Origin of the sequence: Bradyrhizobium guangdongense (assembly GCF_006483445.1) — a bacterium.
Taxonomy (GTDB): domain Bacteria; phylum Pseudomonadota; class Alphaproteobacteria; order Rhizobiales; family Xanthobacteraceae; genus Bradyrhizobium; species Bradyrhizobium guangdongense_A.
The window spans coordinates 1-18,176 of sequence record NZ_PPPT01000248.1 but is presented as its reverse complement, the minus strand read 5'-3'; the positions used below and the strand labels follow the sequence as shown (position 1 = coordinate 18,176).

Annotated in this window: 19 protein-coding genes and 1 pseudogene; 6 read left to right on the top strand and 14 right to left on the bottom strand. The window is 62.1% G+C overall.

All coding sequences use genetic code 11. The features are described 5' to 3' along the window. Window positions 1-104: 104 nt before the first annotated feature. The 5 genes from C2U70_RS30225 to pgm all read right to left on the bottom strand — a co-directional run bounded on the left by C2U70_RS30225 (window position 105) and on the right by pgm (window position 5,605). Window positions 105-524, bottom strand: a complete 420-nt coding sequence (locus C2U70_RS30225; protein ID WP_140982284.1) for a hypothetical protein — start codon at window positions 522-524, stop codon at window positions 105-107. Window positions 525-940: 416 nt separating this feature from the next. Beyond that, window positions 941-1,921, bottom strand: a complete 981-nt coding sequence (locus C2U70_RS30220; RefSeq protein WP_140982283.1) for a PDR/VanB family oxidoreductase — start codon at window positions 1,919-1,921, stop codon at window positions 941-943. Between the two features lie 9 nt (window positions 1,922-1,930). Beyond that, a complete protein-coding gene (locus C2U70_RS30215; RefSeq protein ID WP_140982282.1) occupies window positions 1,931-2,686 on the bottom strand; it encodes a GntR family transcriptional regulator in 756 nt (251 codons plus the stop codon). A 2-nt stretch (window positions 2,687-2,688) separates the two neighbouring features. Next, window positions 2,689-3,735: an aromatic ring-hydroxylating dioxygenase subunit alpha gene (locus C2U70_RS30210; protein WP_186294565.1), complete on the bottom strand. Its 1,047-nt coding sequence runs from the start codon at window positions 3,733-3,735 to the stop codon at window positions 2,689-2,691. A gap of 223 nt (window positions 3,736-3,958) precedes the next feature. Next, the gene (pgm, locus tag C2U70_RS30205) at window positions 3,959-5,605 is read right to left on the bottom strand and encodes a phosphoglucomutase (alpha-D-glucose-1,6-bisphosphate-dependent) (RefSeq protein ID WP_140982281.1); all 1,647 of its coding nucleotides are present in this window, start codon (window positions 5,603-5,605) and stop codon (window positions 3,959-3,961) included. A gap of 269 nt (window positions 5,606-5,874) precedes the next feature. Here pgm and C2U70_RS30200 point away from each other — a divergent pair, with 269 nt between their 5' ends. Together C2U70_RS30200 and C2U70_RS30195 are read left to right on the top strand one after the other, a co-directional pair. After that, complete coding sequence (locus C2U70_RS30200; protein WP_140982280.1) at window positions 5,875-6,246, top strand: c-type cytochrome; 372 nt, start codon at window positions 5,875-5,877, stop codon at window positions 6,244-6,246. Window positions 6,247-6,317: 71 nt separating this feature from the next. Continuing rightward, complete coding sequence (locus C2U70_RS30195; RefSeq protein ID WP_140982279.1) at window positions 6,318-7,415, top strand: alpha/beta hydrolase family protein; 1,098 nt, start codon at window positions 6,318-6,320, stop codon at window positions 7,413-7,415. A gap of 18 nt (window positions 7,416-7,433) precedes the next feature. Here the strand turns inward: C2U70_RS30195 and C2U70_RS30190 are convergent, their stop codons facing one another. The 5 genes from C2U70_RS30190 to C2U70_RS30170 all read right to left on the bottom strand — a co-directional run bounded on the left by C2U70_RS30190 (window position 7,434) and on the right by C2U70_RS30170 (window position 11,911). Beyond that, entirely contained in the window at window positions 7,434-8,687 is a 1,254-nt protein-coding gene (locus C2U70_RS30190) for a DUF6895 family protein (protein WP_140982278.1), read from the bottom strand. 113 nt (window positions 8,688-8,800) lie between these two features. Continuing rightward, the gene (locus tag C2U70_RS30185) at window positions 8,801-9,043 is read right to left on the bottom strand and encodes a hypothetical protein (RefSeq protein WP_140982277.1); all 243 of its coding nucleotides are present in this window, start codon (window positions 9,041-9,043) and stop codon (window positions 8,801-8,803) included. Window positions 9,044-9,280: 237 nt separating this feature from the next. After that, entirely contained in the window at window positions 9,281-10,168 is an 888-nt protein-coding gene (locus tag C2U70_RS30180) for an aldose 1-epimerase family protein (protein ID WP_140982276.1), read from the bottom strand. 30 nt (window positions 10,169-10,198) lie between these two features. Next, window positions 10,199-10,612 carry an Ig-like domain-containing protein gene (locus tag C2U70_RS30175; protein WP_246666903.1) on the bottom strand — a complete coding sequence of 138 codons (414 nt, stop codon included), beginning with the start codon at window positions 10,610-10,612 and terminating at the stop codon, window positions 10,199-10,201. A 456-nt stretch (window positions 10,613-11,068) separates the two neighbouring features. Beyond that, the gene (locus C2U70_RS30170) at window positions 11,069-11,911 is read right to left on the bottom strand and encodes a hypothetical protein (RefSeq protein WP_140982275.1); all 843 of its coding nucleotides are present in this window, start codon (window positions 11,909-11,911) and stop codon (window positions 11,069-11,071) included. A 1,211-nt stretch (window positions 11,912-13,122) separates the two neighbouring features. Here C2U70_RS30170 and C2U70_RS30165 point away from each other — a divergent pair. Beyond that, window positions 13,123-13,659: a hypothetical protein gene (locus C2U70_RS30165; protein WP_140982274.1), complete on the top strand. Its 537-nt coding sequence runs from the start codon at window positions 13,123-13,125 to the stop codon at window positions 13,657-13,659. Window positions 13,660-14,291: 632 nt separating this feature from the next. On the opposite strand, the gene C2U70_RS30160 is transcribed toward C2U70_RS30165, so the two are convergent. Together C2U70_RS30160 and C2U70_RS30155 are read right to left on the bottom strand one after the other, a co-directional pair. Then, entirely contained in the window at window positions 14,292-14,591 is a 300-nt protein-coding gene (locus tag C2U70_RS30160; protein WP_140982273.1) for a hypothetical protein, read from the bottom strand. Window positions 14,592-14,607: 16 nt separating this feature from the next. Beyond that, window positions 14,608-15,066: a hypothetical protein gene (locus C2U70_RS30155; protein WP_246666902.1), complete on the bottom strand. Its 459-nt coding sequence runs from the start codon at window positions 15,064-15,066 to the stop codon at window positions 14,608-14,610. An 81-nt stretch (window positions 15,067-15,147) separates the two neighbouring features. On the opposite strand from C2U70_RS30155, the gene C2U70_RS30150 reads away from it, so the two are divergent. Further along, a complete protein-coding gene (locus C2U70_RS30150; protein WP_140982271.1) occupies window positions 15,148-15,381 on the top strand; it encodes a helix-turn-helix domain-containing protein in 234 nt (77 codons plus the stop codon). Between the two features lie 47 nt (window positions 15,382-15,428). Here the strand turns inward: C2U70_RS30150 and C2U70_RS30145 are convergent, their stop codons facing one another. Beyond that, entirely contained in the window at window positions 15,429-15,668 is a 240-nt protein-coding gene (locus tag C2U70_RS30145) for a helix-turn-helix domain-containing protein (protein WP_140982301.1), read from the bottom strand. A 105-nt stretch (window positions 15,669-15,773) separates the two neighbouring features. On the opposite strand from C2U70_RS30145, the gene C2U70_RS30140 reads away from it, so the two are divergent. Beyond that, window positions 15,774-16,574: a YqaJ viral recombinase family protein gene (locus C2U70_RS30140; protein WP_140982270.1), complete on the top strand. Its 801-nt coding sequence runs from the start codon at window positions 15,774-15,776 to the stop codon at window positions 16,572-16,574. Continuing rightward, window positions 16,561-17,644, top strand: a pseudogene (locus tag C2U70_RS33900) (ERF family protein). Before C2U70_RS30140 ends, C2U70_RS33900 begins: the two are co-directional and overlap by 14 nt. Window positions 17,645-17,712: 68 nt before the next feature. Here C2U70_RS33900 and C2U70_RS30130 read toward each other — a convergent pair. Beyond that, the coding region (locus tag C2U70_RS30130) for a cupin domain-containing protein (RefSeq protein WP_140982269.1) at window positions 17,713-18,176 on the bottom strand (464 nt) is incomplete at its 5' end.

Genomic DNA, 18,176 nt, shown 5'->3' with positions numbered 1-18,176 from the left:
GGGCCTGATCGTGCCCGGTGAAGCGCTACGTTTGCGCCTGACAACGGTCGCCGAGCCGCTGGTGCCCGCGTAACCGCGGCCGCCCCCGACCCAAACCATGCTCCTCAGAACGGAACCACAAAGAGGTCGAAGTTGAGAGCCAATGGCCCCCCTGGCCACGGCCATGTTCCATTGAAATCTTCAATCGCAACACCAAAGAAGAGTTCATTTACGCCAGGTGCCACACCGCTCACGGTGAACCTGGCGTTGCCAACGATATTGCCGGCGGTCCGATCGCCAAGCACCTTGGCCTCGCCCGCGGAGACGAACACGTTCCAGTCCGGCCTCATATTTGTGAAATTGGTCAGTCTAAAAATCCCGCCCTTGGTCCTGTTCGGCCACGCGAACGGGACGATGAACGCGTTAGCTAGGGCCGCTTCAGCGGCGCCCCCGGCCGGAGCCAAGGTCGGGATCTCGCGCCGCGCAAGGAGATGGCTGGCAGACAGTTCGGCGACTTGTATTTCTCCACTATAGGATTGAGACATCGTTCTCACCTTTCGGTTAGATGCGCGTTCAACTTAAGCGAGCATTTCATGAGGGCCTTTCGAGGTCAATTTGTCAAGCCCCATCAATGCCGCAGCTGACCCCCAATTTCCGGTTGTGGTCCAAGGCCGACATGCGGCCATGTCAGCTTCAAGGTCATCTTCGCAAAGTGAAATTCCACACGCCTGCACAAGCCCGGATCCTCTATCCCCACACGCCGACGTCATCCCCGCGCAACGGCGCAGCCGTTGTCGCTGGAGGTGCGCGCTCTTGCGCGCCTCGAAGGATGGGCCGCAGGCCCGCCCGTGGCCCATCCTTCGAGGCTTCGCTTTGCGATGCAAATTGCATCGCAAAGCTCGCACCTCGGGATGACGTCGGACCTTGCGGTTGGTTGCCGCAGCCCGGATAGCGCCCCACCTCACACCGCATCCGCCCGGCGCAGCGTATCCACCGTGATGGTGCCCCGCGCGCGCGACACGCAGGCGCAGATTTTTGTGTTCTCGTGCTTCTGGTGGTCGCTGAAGAAGACGTCGCGGTGGTCGATCTCGCCGTCGACGGCGACGACGTCGATGGCGCAGAGGCCGCATTCGCCGCGCTTGCAGTCGTACATCACCTCGTGGCCGGCGGCATTGAGCACGTCGAGCATCGAGCGCTCGCGCGGGATCTCGAATTCGAGGTCCGTGCCCTTCAGGCGCACCTTGAACGTTTCGGTCGGCAGCGATCCGCTGGAGCCGAAGGTTTCGTAGCGCATGTCTGCCAGCGGATGGCCGGCGCCGATCCAGGCATGACGCGCGGCGTCGAGCATCCGCATCGGGCCGCAGAACAGCGCCAGCGTCTCCTTCGGCAGCGAGGCGAACAGCGCGTCGAGATCGAGCCGCCTGCCCTCGTCGCTGGCATGAACGACCAGACGGTCGCCGAGCAGCGCTGTGAGCTCGTCGAGATAGGCGGCATCGCCGCGCGAACGCACCGAATAGTGCAGCGTGACATCCGCGCCGCGGCGGGCTAGCGCCTGCGCGGCACCGACGATCGGCGTGATGCCGATGCCGCCGGCGATCAGGCAATAGTGGCTCCGCGTCCAGTCCACCGACACCAGTGAGGAAGGTTGGGTGATCTCGAGCCGTGCGCCCGGTGCCAACTGCCACATGTAGCGCGAGCCGCCGCGCGAATCCTCGGCGCGGCGCACCGCGATTCTGAGACCGCGCGCGTCCACCTCGCCGACCAGCGAATAGGAGCGTGTCTCCGGCTGGCCGTTGATGGTGACGGCGATGTTGATATGGCTGCCGACGGGATACGCGGCGCCGTTGAAATCGTCGGGTCTGACAAGGAATTCGCGAATCGACGGCGACAGGTCGCGCGTCGCAATCAGCGTCGCCGGAGTCCAGGTTTCGATGAATCGCATGGCACTCCCCTAGATGGTCGTGGCGCTGGTGATCAGGCTCAGCGCCGGCAGGAGGTCGAGATGGGTGCGGTTGCGCAGCGCGAGCCGCAGATTGCGCACCGCGAGCCGCGCGTGCTCGCGCATCACGGCTTCGGCGCGCGCGCCCTCGCGGTTCTCGATCGCGTCGATCACGATGCGATGGTGGTCCTGCGCGATGATGAGGATCTGCTGCGCCTCGGGCAGCGCCGACTGCGCCATGACGAAACCGCTCGGCGAGGCAAAGGGCAGCGCGGAGGCGCGGTCGATCTGCCGGATCAGCGGCGGGCTGCGCGACAGCTCCGTCAAGAGCGCGTGGAAGCGCGCATTCAGCGCGACATAGGACGAGAACGCGTCGACCGAGATCGGCACCTGGCGCAAGAGATCGTCGATCGCGGCAAGGCACTCCTTCAGCGGCTCGAGGTCGCGCGCGGTGACGCCGCGCTCGGCGGCAAAGCGCGCCGCGAGCCCTTCCAGCGTGCCGCGCAGCTCGATGGAATCGAGGATGTCGCGCTCGGAAAAGGCCTTCACCATGAAGCCGCCGGAGGGGATCGCCTCCAGCAGCCCCTCCTCTTCCAGCCGCACCAGCGCCATGCGCACCGGCGTGCGCGAGACACCCGTGGTTTCCACCGCCTGAAGCTCGGAGATGCGCTCGCCGGGGCGCAAGCCCCCCGACAGGATCAGGTCGCGCAGCGCAAGCTGCGCCTTCACCGTCTGCGAGACGGAACGGTCGACCTCGCGTTCGGCCATGGTCACTCCGCGGCCTGGAGCTGCGGCGGATTCTCGCGCTCGACCATCTTGTCGATCAGCCGCCGCGTCCACATCGCGCCGGCGTCGATGTTGAGGTTGTAGAACACGCGATCCGGATTCTCGTCCATGGCGCGCTGCTGCGCCTCGAGGATCAGCTCGTCCTCGCGGAAGATGGTGGAGACGCCGTCGCGAAGCTCGGTGGTGAGCCGCTGTTCGCCAACACGGTAGTTGCGCACGAAGGCCCAGAAGTAGTGACAGGTCTTCTCGGTCTCGGGCGTGATGGTGTTGAGCACGAAACCGTTGACGCCCTGCGAGCGGTCGCCTTCCGGCGCGCCGGTGCCGGCCGGCGCCACGCCGACGTCGATGGCGATGGTGCAGGGCACCTCGAAGCGGATGATCTGCCAACGGTCGACGAGGCCCGGCTTGCCCAATTGCTTGCCCCAGAACGGCGGCGGCTCGATGCCCCGCATCCAGCGCGTCACCGTGACCGTCTTTTCGCCATGGGTGACATCGAACGGAGCCTCGGCGACCGCGTCGTTGCCGATGGAGGAGCCGTGCACGAAGGTCTCGTGGGTAAGGTCCATGAGGTTGTCGAGGACCAGGCGGTAGTCGCAATTGACGTGGATGGTCTTGCCGTCGCCGGCCCAGGCCGGATCGTGGTTCCAGTGCATGTCGGGCACCAGCGCGGGGTCGGCGAGCGCGGGGTCGCCCATCCAGAGCCAGATGAAGCGGTGGCGCTCCACGGCCGGATAGGCGCGGACGCAGGCCGACGGGTTGATGGTCTCCTGCGACGGCATGAAAGTGCAGCGGCCCTGTGCATTAAATTTCAGGCCATGATAGCCGCAGACCACCGTGTCGCCTTCCAGGCGGCCCTTGGAGAGCGGCACGAGGCGGTGCCAGCAGGCATCCTCCAGCGCCGCCACGCTGCCATCGGACTTGCGGTACATCACCACATGCTTGCCGCAAATTGTCCGGGGAAGCAGCGTTTGCTTCACATCTGCGTCCCAGGCAGCCGCGTACCAGGCATTCATCGGGAATGGTTTTGTCACGGCGCTCTCCCACGCTTATGGATACGTTATGTATACAATAGTGCGGGACAGCTTTGATTTATACCTTAAAATAATACCTTTAATCGCTTTTTTGTATACACCACTACAAACGCGGGCACGATGACGGCACGCGCAGCCTCGGCCGCGCGCCCGGCCCGCCCAAGGCCCAGTCCTACCGTGCATGGGGTTGTTTTCGACGCCTTTTACAGGCGGCGGAGGGGAACTAGCTCCCGAACACCTTTTTCAGCCCCGCCTGCGCATCCTGCTGGATTTGGCGCAGATGCTCGCTGCTTCGGAAGCTTTCGGCGTAGATTTTGTACACATCTTCCGTGCCTGAGGGCCGGGCGGCGAACCAGCCAAAGTCAGTCTCGACCTTGATGCCGCCAAAGGGCTGACCGTTGCCGGGCGCCTTGCTCATGGTGGCCCGCACGGGGTCGCCGGCGAGCTCCCTGAGGCCGAGCTGCTCGGGGGTCACCGACTTCAGGATGGCCTTCTGCGGCGGCGTGGCTGCGACGTCGATGCGGGCGTAATGGGGCACGCCGAGCTCGGCCGTGAGGTCGCCGAAGAACTGGCTGGGATCGCGGCCGGTTTTGGCCATGATCTCGGCAGCGAGCAGGCCGAGGATGATTCCGTCCTTGTCCGTGGTCCAGACGCTGCCGTCGCGCTTGAGGAAGGAGGCCCCTGCGCTCTCCTCGCCGCCGAAGCCGAAGCTGCCCGTGACGAGGCCGTCGACGAACCATTTGAAGCCGACTGGCGTCTCCACCAGCTTGCGGCCGAGCTTTTTGGCGACACGGTCAATGACGGAGCTCGACACCACCGTCTTGCCGATCGCGGCGTTGGCGTCCCATTGCGGCCGGTGCGCGAAGAGATAGGCGATCGCGGTCGCGAGATAGTGGTTGGGGTTCATCAAGCCGCCGGTGCGCGTCACGATGCCGTGGCGGTCGGCGTCCGTGTCGTTGGCGAAAGCGACGTCAAAGCGGTCGCGCATCGCAATCAGGCTCGCCATGGCATAGGGCGAGGAGCAGTCCATGCGGATCTTGCCGTCCCAGTCCACTGTCATGAAGCGGAAGGTCGGGTCGATCGCCTCGTTCACGACGGTCGCCTTCAGGCCATAGCGCGCGATGATCGGGTGCCAGTAATGAACGGCGGCACCGCCGAGCGGATCGATGCCGATATTGACGCCGGCCGACTTCACCAGCGCGAGATCGACGACGTTGCCGAGATCGGCGACATAGGGCGTGACATAATCGTAGAGGTGGACGAAGGCCGATTTGCGCGCCTTCGCATAGTCCATGCGCGCGACGCCCTTCATCCCGTCGGCGAGATAGGCGTTGGCGCGCTTCTCGACCACGCCGGTGACGTCGGTATCGGCCGGGCCGCCATGCGGCGGATTGTATTTATAGCCGCCGTCCTCGGGCGGATTGTGCGAGGGCGTGATGACGACGCCGTCGGCGAGCCCCGATGTGCGGCCCTTGTTGTAGGACAGGATCGCATGCGAGATGACCGGCGTCGGCGTGTAACCGCCGTCCTGGTCGATCATGACGTTGACGCCGTTGGCGGCGAACACCTCGACCGCGCTGACCAGCGCGGGTTCAGCCAGCGCGTGGGTGTCGATGCCGATGAACAGAGGGCCGGTCAGCCCCTTTTCCTTTCTGTAATCGCAGATCGCCTGCGTGGTCGCGAGGATGTGGTTCTCGTTGAAGGAATTCTTGGTCGAGGTGCCGCGATGGCCCGAGGTTCCGAACGCCACCCGCTGCAACGGATCGGCCGGATCCGGCTTGCCCGCGAAATAGGCCGTCACCAGCCTCGGAATGTTGGTGAGCACATCGGGCGAAGCCACCTTGCCCGCCGCGGGATTGACATCAACCACCGGAAAAATCCTCGCATGTTCAGAGATCGCAGGGACAGCATACCATCGGCCGAGCCCTCGCCAAGCCCGACCGCCATCGACAACGCGTACGCAGCGCCGGACGATCCACCGGCAAGATCGAAGCCGACCTCGTACTTTGGTGCCGGGTCTCGATTGAGGCAGAACAAGGACGCTCCCACCCATCCGCCTGCACGCTGCCGCCCGTCTCGATGATGAGGTGGAACGTTGCCGCATGCCGCCGGCACGTCCCGAGAAAGCGGAGATTTGAAATGATGGGACGCAAGACACTCCTCGCCCTGTTGGCCTGTTTCATGTCGAGCGCCGCCGTTGCGGACGGCGACGCGACCACCGGCAAGACAGTGTTCGCGCGAACCTGCCAGAACTGCCACGCAGCCGAGATCGGGGTGAACAAGGTCGGCCCGAGCCTCTGGAACGTGGTCGGGCGTGTGCCAGCCTCCGTTCCGGACTTCGCCTATTCGGACGCGATGAAAGCCAACAAGGATGCCTGGAGCGCGACGGCCCTGGACGCCTACCTGGCCGACCCCCGCGGCGACATTCACGGCGTCAAGATGTTCTTCAAGGGACTGCCCGAGCCCAAGGATCGCGCCGACGTCATCGCCTACCTGCAGACGCTGAAGTAGGGCCAAAGCGGCAGATACGCCGTCGCGCCGATTTGTTATGGTCGGCGCGACAGGGGTTCGAATCATCATCCATGACCGTCGCGCGCGCGCTGCCAGTTGTGCTGATCGCCTGGCTCGCGAGCGCGATGCCCGGCGCATCGGCCGCCGAATTCTACACCGAGGATTTGCGCATCCCGATGGCGGCCGCCGGACCGCCCGGCCTCGAGGCATTTCTGGTGCGGCCCGCGCCCGTAAGGCGCTATCCGCTCGCCCTCATCAGCCACGGCTCGCCGCGGATCTTCGAGGACCGCGCGACCATGTCGGCGCGCAAATATTATGGCATCGCCCTCGAATTCGCCCGGCGCGGCTTTGCCGCGGTCAACGTGATGCGGCGCGGCTATGGCACCTCGCCCGGCGGCCGGGTCGACAGCTACGGCACCTGCGCCCGCGCCGACTATCTGGCCGGCACGAGTGTGGCGGTTGCCGATCTGCGCGCGGCGATCGATGCGATGATGCGGCGAGACGACATCAGCCCGAACGGCATGATCGCGGTCGGCCATTCCACCGGCGGTCTCGCCACCATCGCCCTGACCGCGCAGGCGCCGCCTGGCCTCGTCGCCGGAATCAATTTTGCCGGCGGCCGCGGTTCGACGAGCGACAACTATGTCTGCAATCCCGATGCGCTGGTGCAGGCCTTTGGCAGTTTTGGCAAGACCTCGCGCGTGCCGACGCTGTGGGTCTATGCCGCCAACGACCTGTACTTCGCACCTGCCCTGGCCCACCGCTTCCGCGATGCGTTTCGCAGCGGCGGCGGCAACGCTGACTTCATCGACGCGCCGGCCTTTGGCGAGGACGGCCATTACCTCTACTCGACGACCAGCCGGCCGCAATGGACGCCCTATGTCGACGCGTTCCTGCGCGCGCAAAAACTCGCGCCGCGGGAGATCTTAGGCCCGCCGGATCCGCTGCCGGCGCCAAGCCAGCTCTCGGAGAGCGGCAGGACGGAGTTCGCGCGCTACCTCGCCAGCATCTCGCCGCACAAGGCCTTTGCGGTGTCGCCCAAGGGCGCCTTCGGCTGGCGCTCCGGCCGGCCCAGCATCGCGGACGCGCAAGCCGATGCACTGGCGGCCTGCGGCAAGTGGACGAGCGCCTGCAGCCTTTATGCGATCGACGATCGGCTGGCGCGCTAACCGCGACCAGCGCTTTCTTCAGTCACGCGCGACCAGCGCACTCATGCGCGTCAAGAGCCCGGCGGATTGGGCGCACAGGCTGGTGTCGGCGAGGCCGTGCGTGACGGCCGCCTGCAGCAGGCGTGCCATCTGCGCGGCATCGCCCCTGCGGCTCGCCTGCATCAAGGCGACATCCAGCAGGAACGGCGCGAGCGCCGCCTGCTCGTCCGTATGCAAGCTGGCAAACACCCGCTCCCAATATGCGCCGGTCGATGGGATCAGCGAACGCAGATGGTTGACGAGCGCCATCTCGTGAGCCGGGCCTGCGATCTCGAATGGCGAGGCCATGTCCGGCTTCAGCGCCACCGCGCATAGCATGCCCATGACATAGGCCGTGTGATAAGAGGTCGCGAGCGCGCATTTGGTCCGGTCGTGGCCGTCGAGGCGCAGGAGCTGGCTCGACGCCGAGCGACCCGCGGGCAGGAAGCCGACCTTGTCCTCGAGCGACGCGACGACGCGGAAGCCGAATGCCGCCGCCGGACTCCAGTCCGTCGACAACAGCGGCCAAGCCATCAGCGCTTCGGCGGCAAGATCATAGTCCTCGATGACCAGCGCGCGGGCGAGCACGGACGCGGACTCGTCGAGAAATTCGTGCGCCGGGCGCGGCAGGCGGCCCTGCCAATTGCCGAAATCGGTGTAGTACATCGCCGCATGGGTGTGGGCGTAGGCGTCGTCCCGCGTGCCGTTGAGGAGGTCGATGGCGCGGCCGAGCGCCGTCTTGCGTGCGGTCTCCACAAAACCCGGCCGCGGGGCCTCGTTGCGCCACAACGCCTCGAGCCACATCAGCTCGAGCTCGCGATATGGCACCACCTCGTGGCTCTCGCTGACGGATGCCGTGGCGCTTTCGGCGAGCAACGCGTCGAAGCGGGCATCGCTGCGGCCAAGTTTGCCCAGCAGGATATGCGGGGTCGCGAGCTGGAGGCAGACCGAAGGGTAACGCACGATATCCCACCGCATCCGTTCTGAGCGGGCGTGGGGAACGAGATCGTGGATCGCCTTGTCGAAAAGATCGCGCAGAGCGGGATCGGCGGCGTGCCGGCCGGCGACGTAGAGCAGCATCGCGGTTTCCGCGAGCGGCTTCTCGGCGGCGAAATTTCCGTCCGGATGATCCGATCCGTCAAACCCGTCGGTGCCGAGGAACTGCACGGTGCGTCCCGCAATCCGCAAGGCGAGGTGCAGGCGCTGCAGGAGGTTTTGACGGAACTCCGCTCGATGCGGGGCAGATGTTGGCATGCGATCTAGCGCGACCTTGTGATCTCGTGGGTTCTGCATGGGCGCCTCTGTTGGAGTGCTTGAGCGGATGGTCCAGTTGGGCAGCAAGGCCGCGCTAGAACGATCAGGCAGCGTTAGCGGCCGCCGGTGACCTCGCCCCGCATCACGGCCGGGTCGAGCTCCTGGATCACGCTCACCTGCGGCGGAATGCAGTAGCGGATGAAGCGATGGCCGATGACGAAGCCGAATTCGCCGTCGCTGGCGCTGGCGATGCTCGTGCCGTTCTCGGCGACGAACTTGCCGAAAGCGTTGAAGTCGAACACCTTCGAGTTGAGGAACTTGCGGACGGTCTCGTCACGGTCTGCAGCGTTGGCCATGGTTGCCTCCTTGCGGTTGGGTGAAACGATGCGGCGTCATCAGTCGGCCGACATCGGCGCGGACGATGACGCGATCCACCCGCGAGGCGTGTGAGCCACCTTACATTTCAAGATTTATTGAGAACAACCTGCAGCGTTGAACGCAACGCCGGCGCCGGATGACAAAGCCGGCGCCGATCGATTGCCATCGTCACACGAACAGGAAGTTCCCGTTCGTGATCTGACCAAAGTTGTACGTCAAGTGGTGCGGTCAGCCCCAACAGCAATCCGGTAGATGAGCAACTCCTCTTCGCCCCGCGCGATCTTCATCAGGCCAGGCTTGTCGACAAACTCGCCGTCGAAAGACAGCGGACTGGCGTAACCGCGCCACGGCTCGATGCAGACGAAAGGCGTGCCCGAGGGTTTTGACCAGACGCCAAGCTCGCGAAAGCCGGTCCAGGACATCTCGACCCATGGCCCTTGGCCCGCCCCATAGCGTACGGAGGTGCTGTCGATGGGATCGAAGATGATCGCATCGTTGACGAACAGGCTTTCGGACAGCCGGAGCACCCGCCCACGAACGGGCGTCGGCCCTGCGACCGCGCGCATCAGCCCGCCGTCGAGACGACGAACCGGATGCGCCTCGTCACGCGCGAAGGTCAGCGCGTAATCCTCCTTGCGAAGGTCGGGCTGGAGCGGCCAGTTGAATGCGGGATGCCCGCCGAGCGAGGCCGGCAACATCTCGTCGCCTGTGTTGACGATCTCGAAGGCGGTGTCGATGCCCGATGCGTCGAGGCTGTAGGTCACCGTCAAACGAAATGCGAAGGGATATTTTTCGCGCGTCGCATCGTTGTCGCCCAGCACCAGCACGCAACGCGTCGCACTTCGCTCGAGCCAGGCAAAGCGCATGTCGCGCGCAAAGCCGTGCTGGGTCATCCGATAGGTCCGGCCGCGATGATGCAGCTCGTCGTTCGCGAGGCGACCGACGATCGGAAACAGCAGCGGTGCATGCCGCGGCCATGCGGCGCCGGCCTGCCAGATGAGTTCGAGTCCGGAATCATGCTTGAGCGAGCAGAGCTCGGCGCCGTCGGATTTGACGATTGCGGCGAGCCCGCCGCTGCGGAGAACGTGGACGTCGTCAGGCATCAGCGCAGAGAAACTCGCTTCTCGCGGCGATCACTCGTGACCGGCAGCACTCGCCACGACGGGAGGATTGGGTCTCGACACGGTGATCTCGACCGTGGACTTGCCCTCATCGTGACGGTTCTTACCGACGACGACAAGGGTGAACTTGTCGGTGCCCGTGAAATCAGGCTTTGCGTAGTAGCGGAAACCGGGCCCCACCAGCACGAGCTCGCCGCTCGTCGGCTTCTCCACCACCTCGACCTTGTAGATCTGCATGGTCGACCAGCGCAGGCCCAAAATGCAATCGGCTCCGGGCGCGAGCTTCATCGTCCATGCGATGGTGTCGCCCGCGAGCTTGAAGGCCTTGTGATCGCGAAGGCAGGACGGCGTGGCGTTAGCGGATGCGGCTCCAAACAGCACAGCAAATGCCGCAGCCAGCATCGTGCTGATCCAGTTCCGTGACATGACCCCGTTCCCCTCTGACAAGCGGGTGTGACGATGCCGGTCGAAGCTGAACGATAGGTAAGGGCTGGCCTGCGGTCCCCTTGGTTGGTTAAGTTTGAGCAAACCAGGGACGAAAACCGACGCGGTTGAACCTGGAAACGTCCTTATCTCCCAATACTTGCTCGCTTCATTTCGTCGAAACTGCGCCTGATGGTTGCAGTCAGTGAAACTTCTATCGCAACCACCTGAACCCATACACAATTTTAGATTGCAACTCTCGCTACAATCCAGTGATCAACCTCGATGAGGTTGATTCCAGTCGCGGATGCGGAGTCTCGGTCCGTCCCCGCCAACGTTCTTGTTCTGGCGTCTGGTTTGGCGTCGCTCGCACGAAGGGCGAAACAGGCTTCGGCGGATTGATCATCACGTGATGCGGTTGTGGCTCGCCCACCCAAATGCTGCGAACCGATCGATGCGTCAGGAAGTAACAGGATCCGCGGGTTTCGGATCTGCTGACGGCAGTTGGACCGACGGCGGACTGATCGTCAATTCCTTCGGTTTCTTGCGCTCGTTGAGGTCGTGCGCCATTTGCAGGCTGAAGAAGCGCTTCAGCAGGCGATCGATCGCCACGTCGAACCGCTCCTCCACTGCGAGATCACCGAGCAAGCGATCCTCTGTCAGAAGGTTGGCGGCGGTTTCGTAGTAGTACTTGGGTTTGGGTTCTCGCGCGCGGACCATCGGCAACAATACGTCGTCAACCTCGCGCTTTAAGGCAACCACCCATTCATCTGAGTCTTCATAGTTCGACTTGGGACATTTTTCTTCCAGGTGGTCTGCAAACTCCTTGGGCAACATCCTGGTCAGGTAATCCAGCAACGAGCCTCGAATGGAACGAAACAGGCTGGCGCTAAATGCGAGAAGCTGCTCGTAATCGTCTTGTGGACGCGGCTGCCGGGGACTCCTGTTCAAAAGTTGATACTGTATTTTCTCGGAATTGGTGTCGAAGAGCGGAGGGGGATCCTCCCACAGAACGCGGTTTTCGACCCGGTCGATTGCGGCCGCGACTTCGAGAAGGCGCTTCTGCTGGACCCGACGCTTGCGCCACATCAAGGAAGCAATGTCCCGCAGGCACTCCTGCTGAAGAGGGCCTTTTGGCTGATATTGGTCGATGAGCCCACGGCGGAGTTCCTCGAACTCTTCCGGACTTTCCCAAGGGAGCAGTCCCACGGACGAGAAGGCTCCATGCTTGAGCGCATTCGGTTTGCGATACCGCTTCGACGTTCTGGTCTCTTTGTCAACAATCGCAGTCATGATGCTCACAAATTGTCTTCGGCGGGGGCACCGAGACAGAGTGGTTACCGATTTTCGAGAGGATGGCCCATCAACTTGGAGGGGATATCAAGTTGCGGTCGCCACCCAGAGCTTGCGGAGGGGCGCTCAGAAGCTGCATCCGGTTGCGCCTCGACCGCCGAGCTTTGAGCATCGAGAATCAGGCAGTTCGCAATCACTGTCCAGCGATCGACAAGGAAATCCCAAGTATTTTCTTCAAGCGAAGACCTTGTTTTCTTCGAACGAAGACTGGGCCCGCGCGAATATGAGGACACTCGACGACCAAGCAAACTGGCGAATAGCGGCATTGTCTATCCAGACGAAATCACCCCTTCCGCAGCGTCGCGGCGTTGCGCTTGAACCAGCAGAAATTCGGCAGCATGTCCGAGGCGGCGATCGCAAGCACATCTCGCCAAGTCGAAAGCGGATTGCGGGAACGCTGAACGAGCTCGACAAGCGTCACGCCCGATAAAGTTGGACGAAAGGCCGATGCGACGTCTGAGCCGCTCGGTTGGACAGTAGCAATGTATGCTACCTGGGCAGCGTCAGGCGTGGCGCGCGCAAGCTCGTCCGGTCCATCGCGAAAATCCCTTCCCCACTACTTCGAAACAGCTTCCGGACTGCTTCCCCAACCCTTCCCTGCTTCCTCTTACTCTCCCTCCACCTCTTCCCCATTCCGCCCCCATCACCTCCCCGCTCCTTCCCCAGTCCTTCTCCACTGCTTCCCCAGTTCTGCCCCACCGCTTCCACGGCCATTCTCCACCGCTTCCCCACCACTTCCCCAGTCCTTCCCCACCACTTCCCAACCCTTCCCTATCGCTTCCCCACTCATTTCCGCTTTCCGGACTGCTTTCCCGCTCCCCGTGGTCAGATCCTCAAGGGTGTTCTCCAACAGTTCGATACGCCTTCTCCACTTGCGTTCGCCTTCATCCATAACACCTGAAAGGAAAAAGATTTGGCGCGGCTCCTGACCGTGAAAGACGCGGCCGGCGCAGAACTGCAAAATCAATTTCCATTGTTGAGACTGGTAAAGCGACAACGCGACACCATGTCTTCCAAGGGGCTCTCGCACATCAGTACCGTTGAACATCCATATCGAGAGCACGTCGTGGGCCCGCGTTAGCAAACGCTGACGACCTGTTTTGAGCGAAGAGACGTCATGATTGCACGCAATCGATCGGCCTCATGACGGAGCACCGACGATGACAAGCCCTTTGCCCGCATCGGATCGAGCGATCCTCTTTAGCGCGAAGAGATACGTCACGCTGGTGGCTGAATATCGAATGGCGCATCGCGACACGCGCCGATCGCTACTAGCCCGGCTGAACGCCGTGCTTGAATTATGCGACTTGGAAGTCAAGGCAGAGAAGAGCCGGAGGGAGGGCCTCTTGAGACCGGGAATTCGATGTTTTGTCCGGGACAGAAAGCCTTTCGATTGCTCCATTGACGCATCTGACGCGGAAGCCACTCGCCAATACTATGCAACGCCTCCAGCATCGTCTCTCTTTGCTCTTTCAAGCGAGGATCTGGTGTTGTTGGGCGACGTGTTCGAGGGATGGGCGTACGACAAGCGGCTCGATCCAAGGGCGATGATCGAACTGTTGGGCTGGTCGGACGGAATGCGAATTTTGGCTCAAGCCGTCGGAGAAGACTTTGTGCCCCTGCCTTTGCCAGAAGGCGTCAAGGTCCCGATTCTAAAGTTCATCGTCGATCGAATATGGAAGGAGAACGAGAAATAGGGACCTTCCGGCCGTACCGATTCCTCGCGGGCCCATGCCAGGACGATGGCAGGCCGGCATGGGGCCCCGGATTGAAAAGGCCAATCTCGCGAGACCGGACCGATTCCGTGGCGCGGGAGCGCGCCAAGACGAGCGTACAGAGGAGACAGCTTCATGGACATACGGAAAGGCCTCATCGTCGCCGATCCCTGGATTGGATTCATTCTTGACGGCAACAGGACGTGGGAAATGCGATCGGGGCCGACTCAAATGCGCGGTCCTTTTGCCTTGATACGCGAGGGAACGAACACCATCAGTGGGGTCGCTACGCTCGCCGGGGTCGGATGGACCATGCCCCTAAGGCATTTGCTGGAGACCCGCCACTTGCACAGAATACCGACCGACATGCTCCGGCCCGAGGCTGCCGAGAAGTGGAATACCCCGTGGATACTCACGAATGTCAGGCGGCTTGTAGCTCCCGTGCCCTGCGACTATCCGAGCGACGCCGTTGACTGGGTCAATCTACATGAAGAAGTTTCGCGCAAGATTGCCATTCAACTGGATGACGCCGTGCACGCTGGCTCTCGCGTTCCGACGAGACACTGACGACCAATTGGGGATCTCCGGCAGGATTTTCTGCCCGCTTCGTCAAGCTAGCGGAAACGCGATGAGCATGCGGACAGCAAGACCTGCATCGCAGCATTTGAACGCGCCGTCCGGGCGGCCTTCTCCTGACATTCGACGAAATTATGGGGTTCGTCGGCGGCAAGCCCGAGCAGCCAAAGGATCAATCCTCCCGCGGCGAGGAGGACCGCGGCACTAGCAGGTTTGCGGTACCGCGACACGTACCACGCGAGCTTGACCTCCAGCGGCTCGCTCAACACGGTTTTGCAACGACCGCAGACGGGCCGGCGATTGGTGGCGTGGCAATGCGGGCATTCGAGCGTGCTCATGGCAGAGTGCCCTTCCCTATCGCGTGCAGTTCTCGACAGCGAATGCACATTGCTCACCGCCCGTGAGCAGTCCGCCGGTTGGGCCGGCATAGTTGACGCGGCTAACAAGACCCTCGCTCATCACCACGTTGATGGTGCAGTAGCGACGGCTTGCCGTTGCCGAACTTGTACTGATGGTCGTAGCAGTGCCGTCAGCGGTAAATCCTCCTCCCCGGGTATGTTGGCCAGACAACGAGCTAGAGGTTTGCGAGTATCCACTCCCAACAGCGGTGACGCGGTCGTTGCCCGAGTTGTACGACCAGACCTCGGTCGCCCCCTCCGCCATCTTTTGGGCCGGCGGGCCCATGCAGGCCAGCACCTGCTCCTTGCTCAAGCCGACCATTTTCTCCTGGGCGCTCTGCGCCACCACGGCGCGCTGGACCGCGCAGCCGGCTGCGACGCTACAGAATAATATCAAGAGCAAAACTTGCTTCACCAAAATCTCCCACCCCTCTCGCAATCTCTCTACATAATATAGTTGATAAACTTAAAATGTGTAGTCCGCTTTCCTTTACGCATGGACATGCGCAAGCTCGTTGGACAAAACGTCAAGCGGATCAGGCAGGAGAAGGGGCTAACTCAAGAACAGTTCAGCCTCGTTTCAGGATTCAGTCAGCAATACATCAGCGGTCTTGAAACCGGTAATAGAAATCCAACGGTTGTCACCGTCTACGAGTTGGCTAAGGCTCTAGGTGTGAGCCATCTAGATTTGTTTCGAACGCCTTCGAGCCGCACCAGGCAGGATCGTTAGTTCTACGTAGCTAACTCTGCGTTGCCAAACCGGCCTCGATGCTCCGCCTAGCTGTGCCTATGCCGGAAGCGAACGCCTACGCCACCGCCGTTTGGGTCAATGAATTCCACGCCGGCTGTCTCAAATGCTCTTCGCACAACGTCCAGCGTTGCGCGCCGTGGTTGGCTCGTGCCGGCCTCGAACTGGTGAACAGCAACTGTGCCAATGCCAGCCGCTTCCGCAAGCTGCTGCTGGGTCCATCCAACAAGGCCTCTGGCAGCTCGGCACTGTGCAGCAGTGATGCTCATGCGCGCCTGCTTGCAGCATGCGAAGAAAATCTTCAATTGCCCTCTTGAATTACGTTACGATATATTTTATATGCTTTAATATAAATAATATCAAATGAGGGCAACATGAATACAGATAGGCGCACTTTCATCGGCGGATCCGACGCCCGGATCATCATGGGAGACGATCAGGACAAGCTGATCAGGCTGTGGCGCGAGAAGCGCGGCGAAGTCCTGCCCCAGGACTTGAGCGGCGACTTGATCGTCCAGCTCGGCAGCATCACCGAGGACCTGAACCGAACCTGGTACGAGCGCACGAGCGGCCACACGGTGGCGGACGTCCAGCGGAAAGTACGTCACCCGATCCATAAATGGATGGGCGCAACGCTGGACGGTCGCGTTCAAGAGACCGGCGCTGTGTATGAGGCCAAGTTCATGCTGCCTTGGAATTTTTCCGAAGAGGCAGCCGCCGACAAGCACATGGCCCAGCTTCAGCACAACATGTGGGTGGTCGCAGCTCGTTCCGCGGTCCTGTCGATCATCACAGGCGGTGGGAAGTGGGTGGAGATTCAGGTTCACGCCGACCCGCTTTACCAGCACCTTCTACTGACCGCCGAAAAGAAATTCTGGCGCTGCGTCCAGACCGGCGAGCCGCCAGCCCTGTTCGGCATCGAGACGCCACGGCCGCGGCTGGAGGCAATCAAGATTGTCGACATGGCCGCGTCCAATTCTTGGGCGGATCTCGCTGCTTCCTACCTCCGCACGCGCGACGCTTATGGAGAGCACGAACTCGCCAAGTCCGAGCTGAAGAAGCTCGTCCCTGAGGATGCCAAAGAAGCCGTCGGCCACGGAATCAAGGCCAAGCGTTCGAAGTCGGGCGCGATCAGCTTTGAGGCGATTTTGGAGGCGCCCCGTGCATCAGTCTAGCGAGCGCATTGGCGCAATTGCCGCGGCCCTGGCAAAAGCCCAGGCCGAACTCACAAATCCGGAAAAGACGCTCACCGCCACGATCCGGTCGCCCTTTCCACGTGAGGAAGACCGGACCTTTCGCTACGCCTCCCTCGCGAGCGGTCTCGATATCGTTCGCAAGAAGCTGAGCCAGCAGGAGATTGCAACAATACAGACTACCCGGTTTGAACAGGTCACGGGCCAGATCCATCTCACAACGTTGCTCGCCCATTCGTCCGGGGAATGGATTTCGTCCGATCTGCCTGTTTGCCACGGCAAAGAGGTCGACGCGCCGCACCGAATGGGAGCGGCGCTAACTTACGCCCGTCGCTATGCGCTATTTGCGCTCGTGGGAATTGCAGGAGAGGACGACCTGGATGCTCCCGATGTCGACACTGGACCCGTCGCACCTCCGGAGCCAAGAAGCCCGGGGCCGAAAATGAAGCCGCTGAGGCGTCGGGAACCGACCATCCGTTCTAAATGACCAAAGATCCGCCGACGTGAGAGATCAGCTCATTGCCCAACTTGCTTCTCTAGGAACAAGCGACGAACTGCTCGCCTGGGCGAAGACCAGTCTGCCTGTCAAGAACACACTTGTGGAAGCGGACGCTCGCATCGTCGAGAATGCGTACCAGAACAAGTTCACAGAAGCGGCTCCTGGCGATCTACCGCCGAGCGATGGTCAACCGCTCGGAGAGGAAGATGAGGCGCTTGCCTTCCCGAAGGAAATTCCAAGGAAGCGCAGCAAGGCGCATCTGCAGTTCGTACGCGCACAACCATGCCTGATCTGCAAACAAACGCCTTCGGATCCACACCACGTCAAATTTGCTCAACCAAGAGCGCTGGGTCGCAAAGTGAGTGATGAATTCACAGTGCCATTGTGTCGTGCGCACCACCAGCAACTGCACAGGCGCGGTAACGAAAAGGCGTGGTGGTCTGACATGCAGATCTCACCTCTTCCCATAGCAAGAGAGCTGTGGGTCGTAAGCCCGATCCATGATGCCTGTGCATCAGGTCAATCTAAGCCGCACGAGGTGACATTGGGATAGGTCGCGATATGCCATCACCCGCTGAGCGGTTGTTTACTGACGCTTAGGCCTCATCGCTCAGCAATTTGTTACGACCTTTGATAGTCGTCTTCAATCCGGATGATGTCGTCTTCCCCGAGATAGGACCCGGTCTGGACCTCGATCAGCTCCAGCACGATTTTACCGGGGTTCTCCATCCGGTGCACCGCGCCCATCGGGATGTAGATCGACTCGTTCTCATGCACCGTCTTCACGGTCTCGTTGACGGTGACGCGGGCGGCACCGCGGACCACGATCCAGTGCTCGGCACGATGATGGTGCTTTTGCAGCGACAGCCGCCCGCCGGGCTTCACCACGATGCGCTTGACCTGGTGGCGCTCGCCATTGTCGACGGACTGATAGCTGCCCCAGGGCCGATGCACCTTGAGATGCTCTTCGGTCACCTTTGGCGCGACCGTCTTGAGCTTGGTCACGAGGCGCTTCAACCCGTTGGCATCCTTCTGGCGCGAGACCAGCACCGCGTCCGCCGTTGCCACCACGACGAGATCGTCGA

Coding starts and splice junctions, on each gene's coding strand:
- C2U70_RS30225 (WP_140982284.1), bottom strand. CDS start 524: ATGTCTCAATCCTATAGTGGAGAAATACAAGTCGCCGAACTGTCTGCC.
- C2U70_RS30220 (WP_140982283.1), bottom strand. CDS start 1,921: ATGCGATTCATCGAAACCTGGACTCCGGCGACGCTGATTGCGACGCGC.
- C2U70_RS30215 (WP_140982282.1), bottom strand. CDS start 2,686: ATGGCCGAACGCGAGGTCGACCGTTCCGTCTCGCAGACGGTGAAGGCG.
- C2U70_RS30200 (WP_140982280.1), top strand. CDS start 5,875: ATGATGGGACGCAAGACACTCCTCGCCCTGTTGGCCTGTTTCATGTCG.
- C2U70_RS30195 (WP_140982279.1), top strand. CDS start 6,318: ATGACCGTCGCGCGCGCGCTGCCAGTTGTGCTGATCGCCTGGCTCGCG.
- C2U70_RS30190 (WP_140982278.1), bottom strand. CDS start 8,687: ATGCCAACATCTGCCCCGCATCGAGCGGAGTTCCGTCAAAACCTCCTG.
- C2U70_RS30185 (WP_140982277.1), bottom strand. CDS start 9,043: ATGGCCAACGCTGCAGACCGTGACGAGACCGTCCGCAAGTTCCTCAAC.
- C2U70_RS30180 (WP_140982276.1), bottom strand. CDS start 10,168: ATGCCTGACGACGTCCACGTTCTCCGCAGCGGCGGGCTCGCCGCAATC.
- C2U70_RS30175 (WP_246666903.1), bottom strand. CDS start 10,612: ATGTCACGGAACTGGATCAGCACGATGCTGGCTGCGGCATTTGCTGTG.
- C2U70_RS30165 (WP_140982274.1), top strand. CDS start 13,123: ATGACAAGCCCTTTGCCCGCATCGGATCGAGCGATCCTCTTTAGCGCG.
- C2U70_RS30160 (WP_140982273.1), bottom strand. CDS start 14,591: ATGAGCACGCTCGAATGCCCGCATTGCCACGCCACCAATCGCCGGCCC.
- C2U70_RS30150 (WP_140982271.1), top strand. CDS start 15,148: ATGGACATGCGCAAGCTCGTTGGACAAAACGTCAAGCGGATCAGGCAG.
- C2U70_RS30145 (WP_140982301.1), bottom strand. CDS start 15,668: ATGAGCATCACTGCTGCACAGTGCCGAGCTGCCAGAGGCCTTGTTGGA.
- C2U70_RS30140 (WP_140982270.1), top strand. CDS start 15,774: ATGAATACAGATAGGCGCACTTTCATCGGCGGATCCGACGCCCGGATC.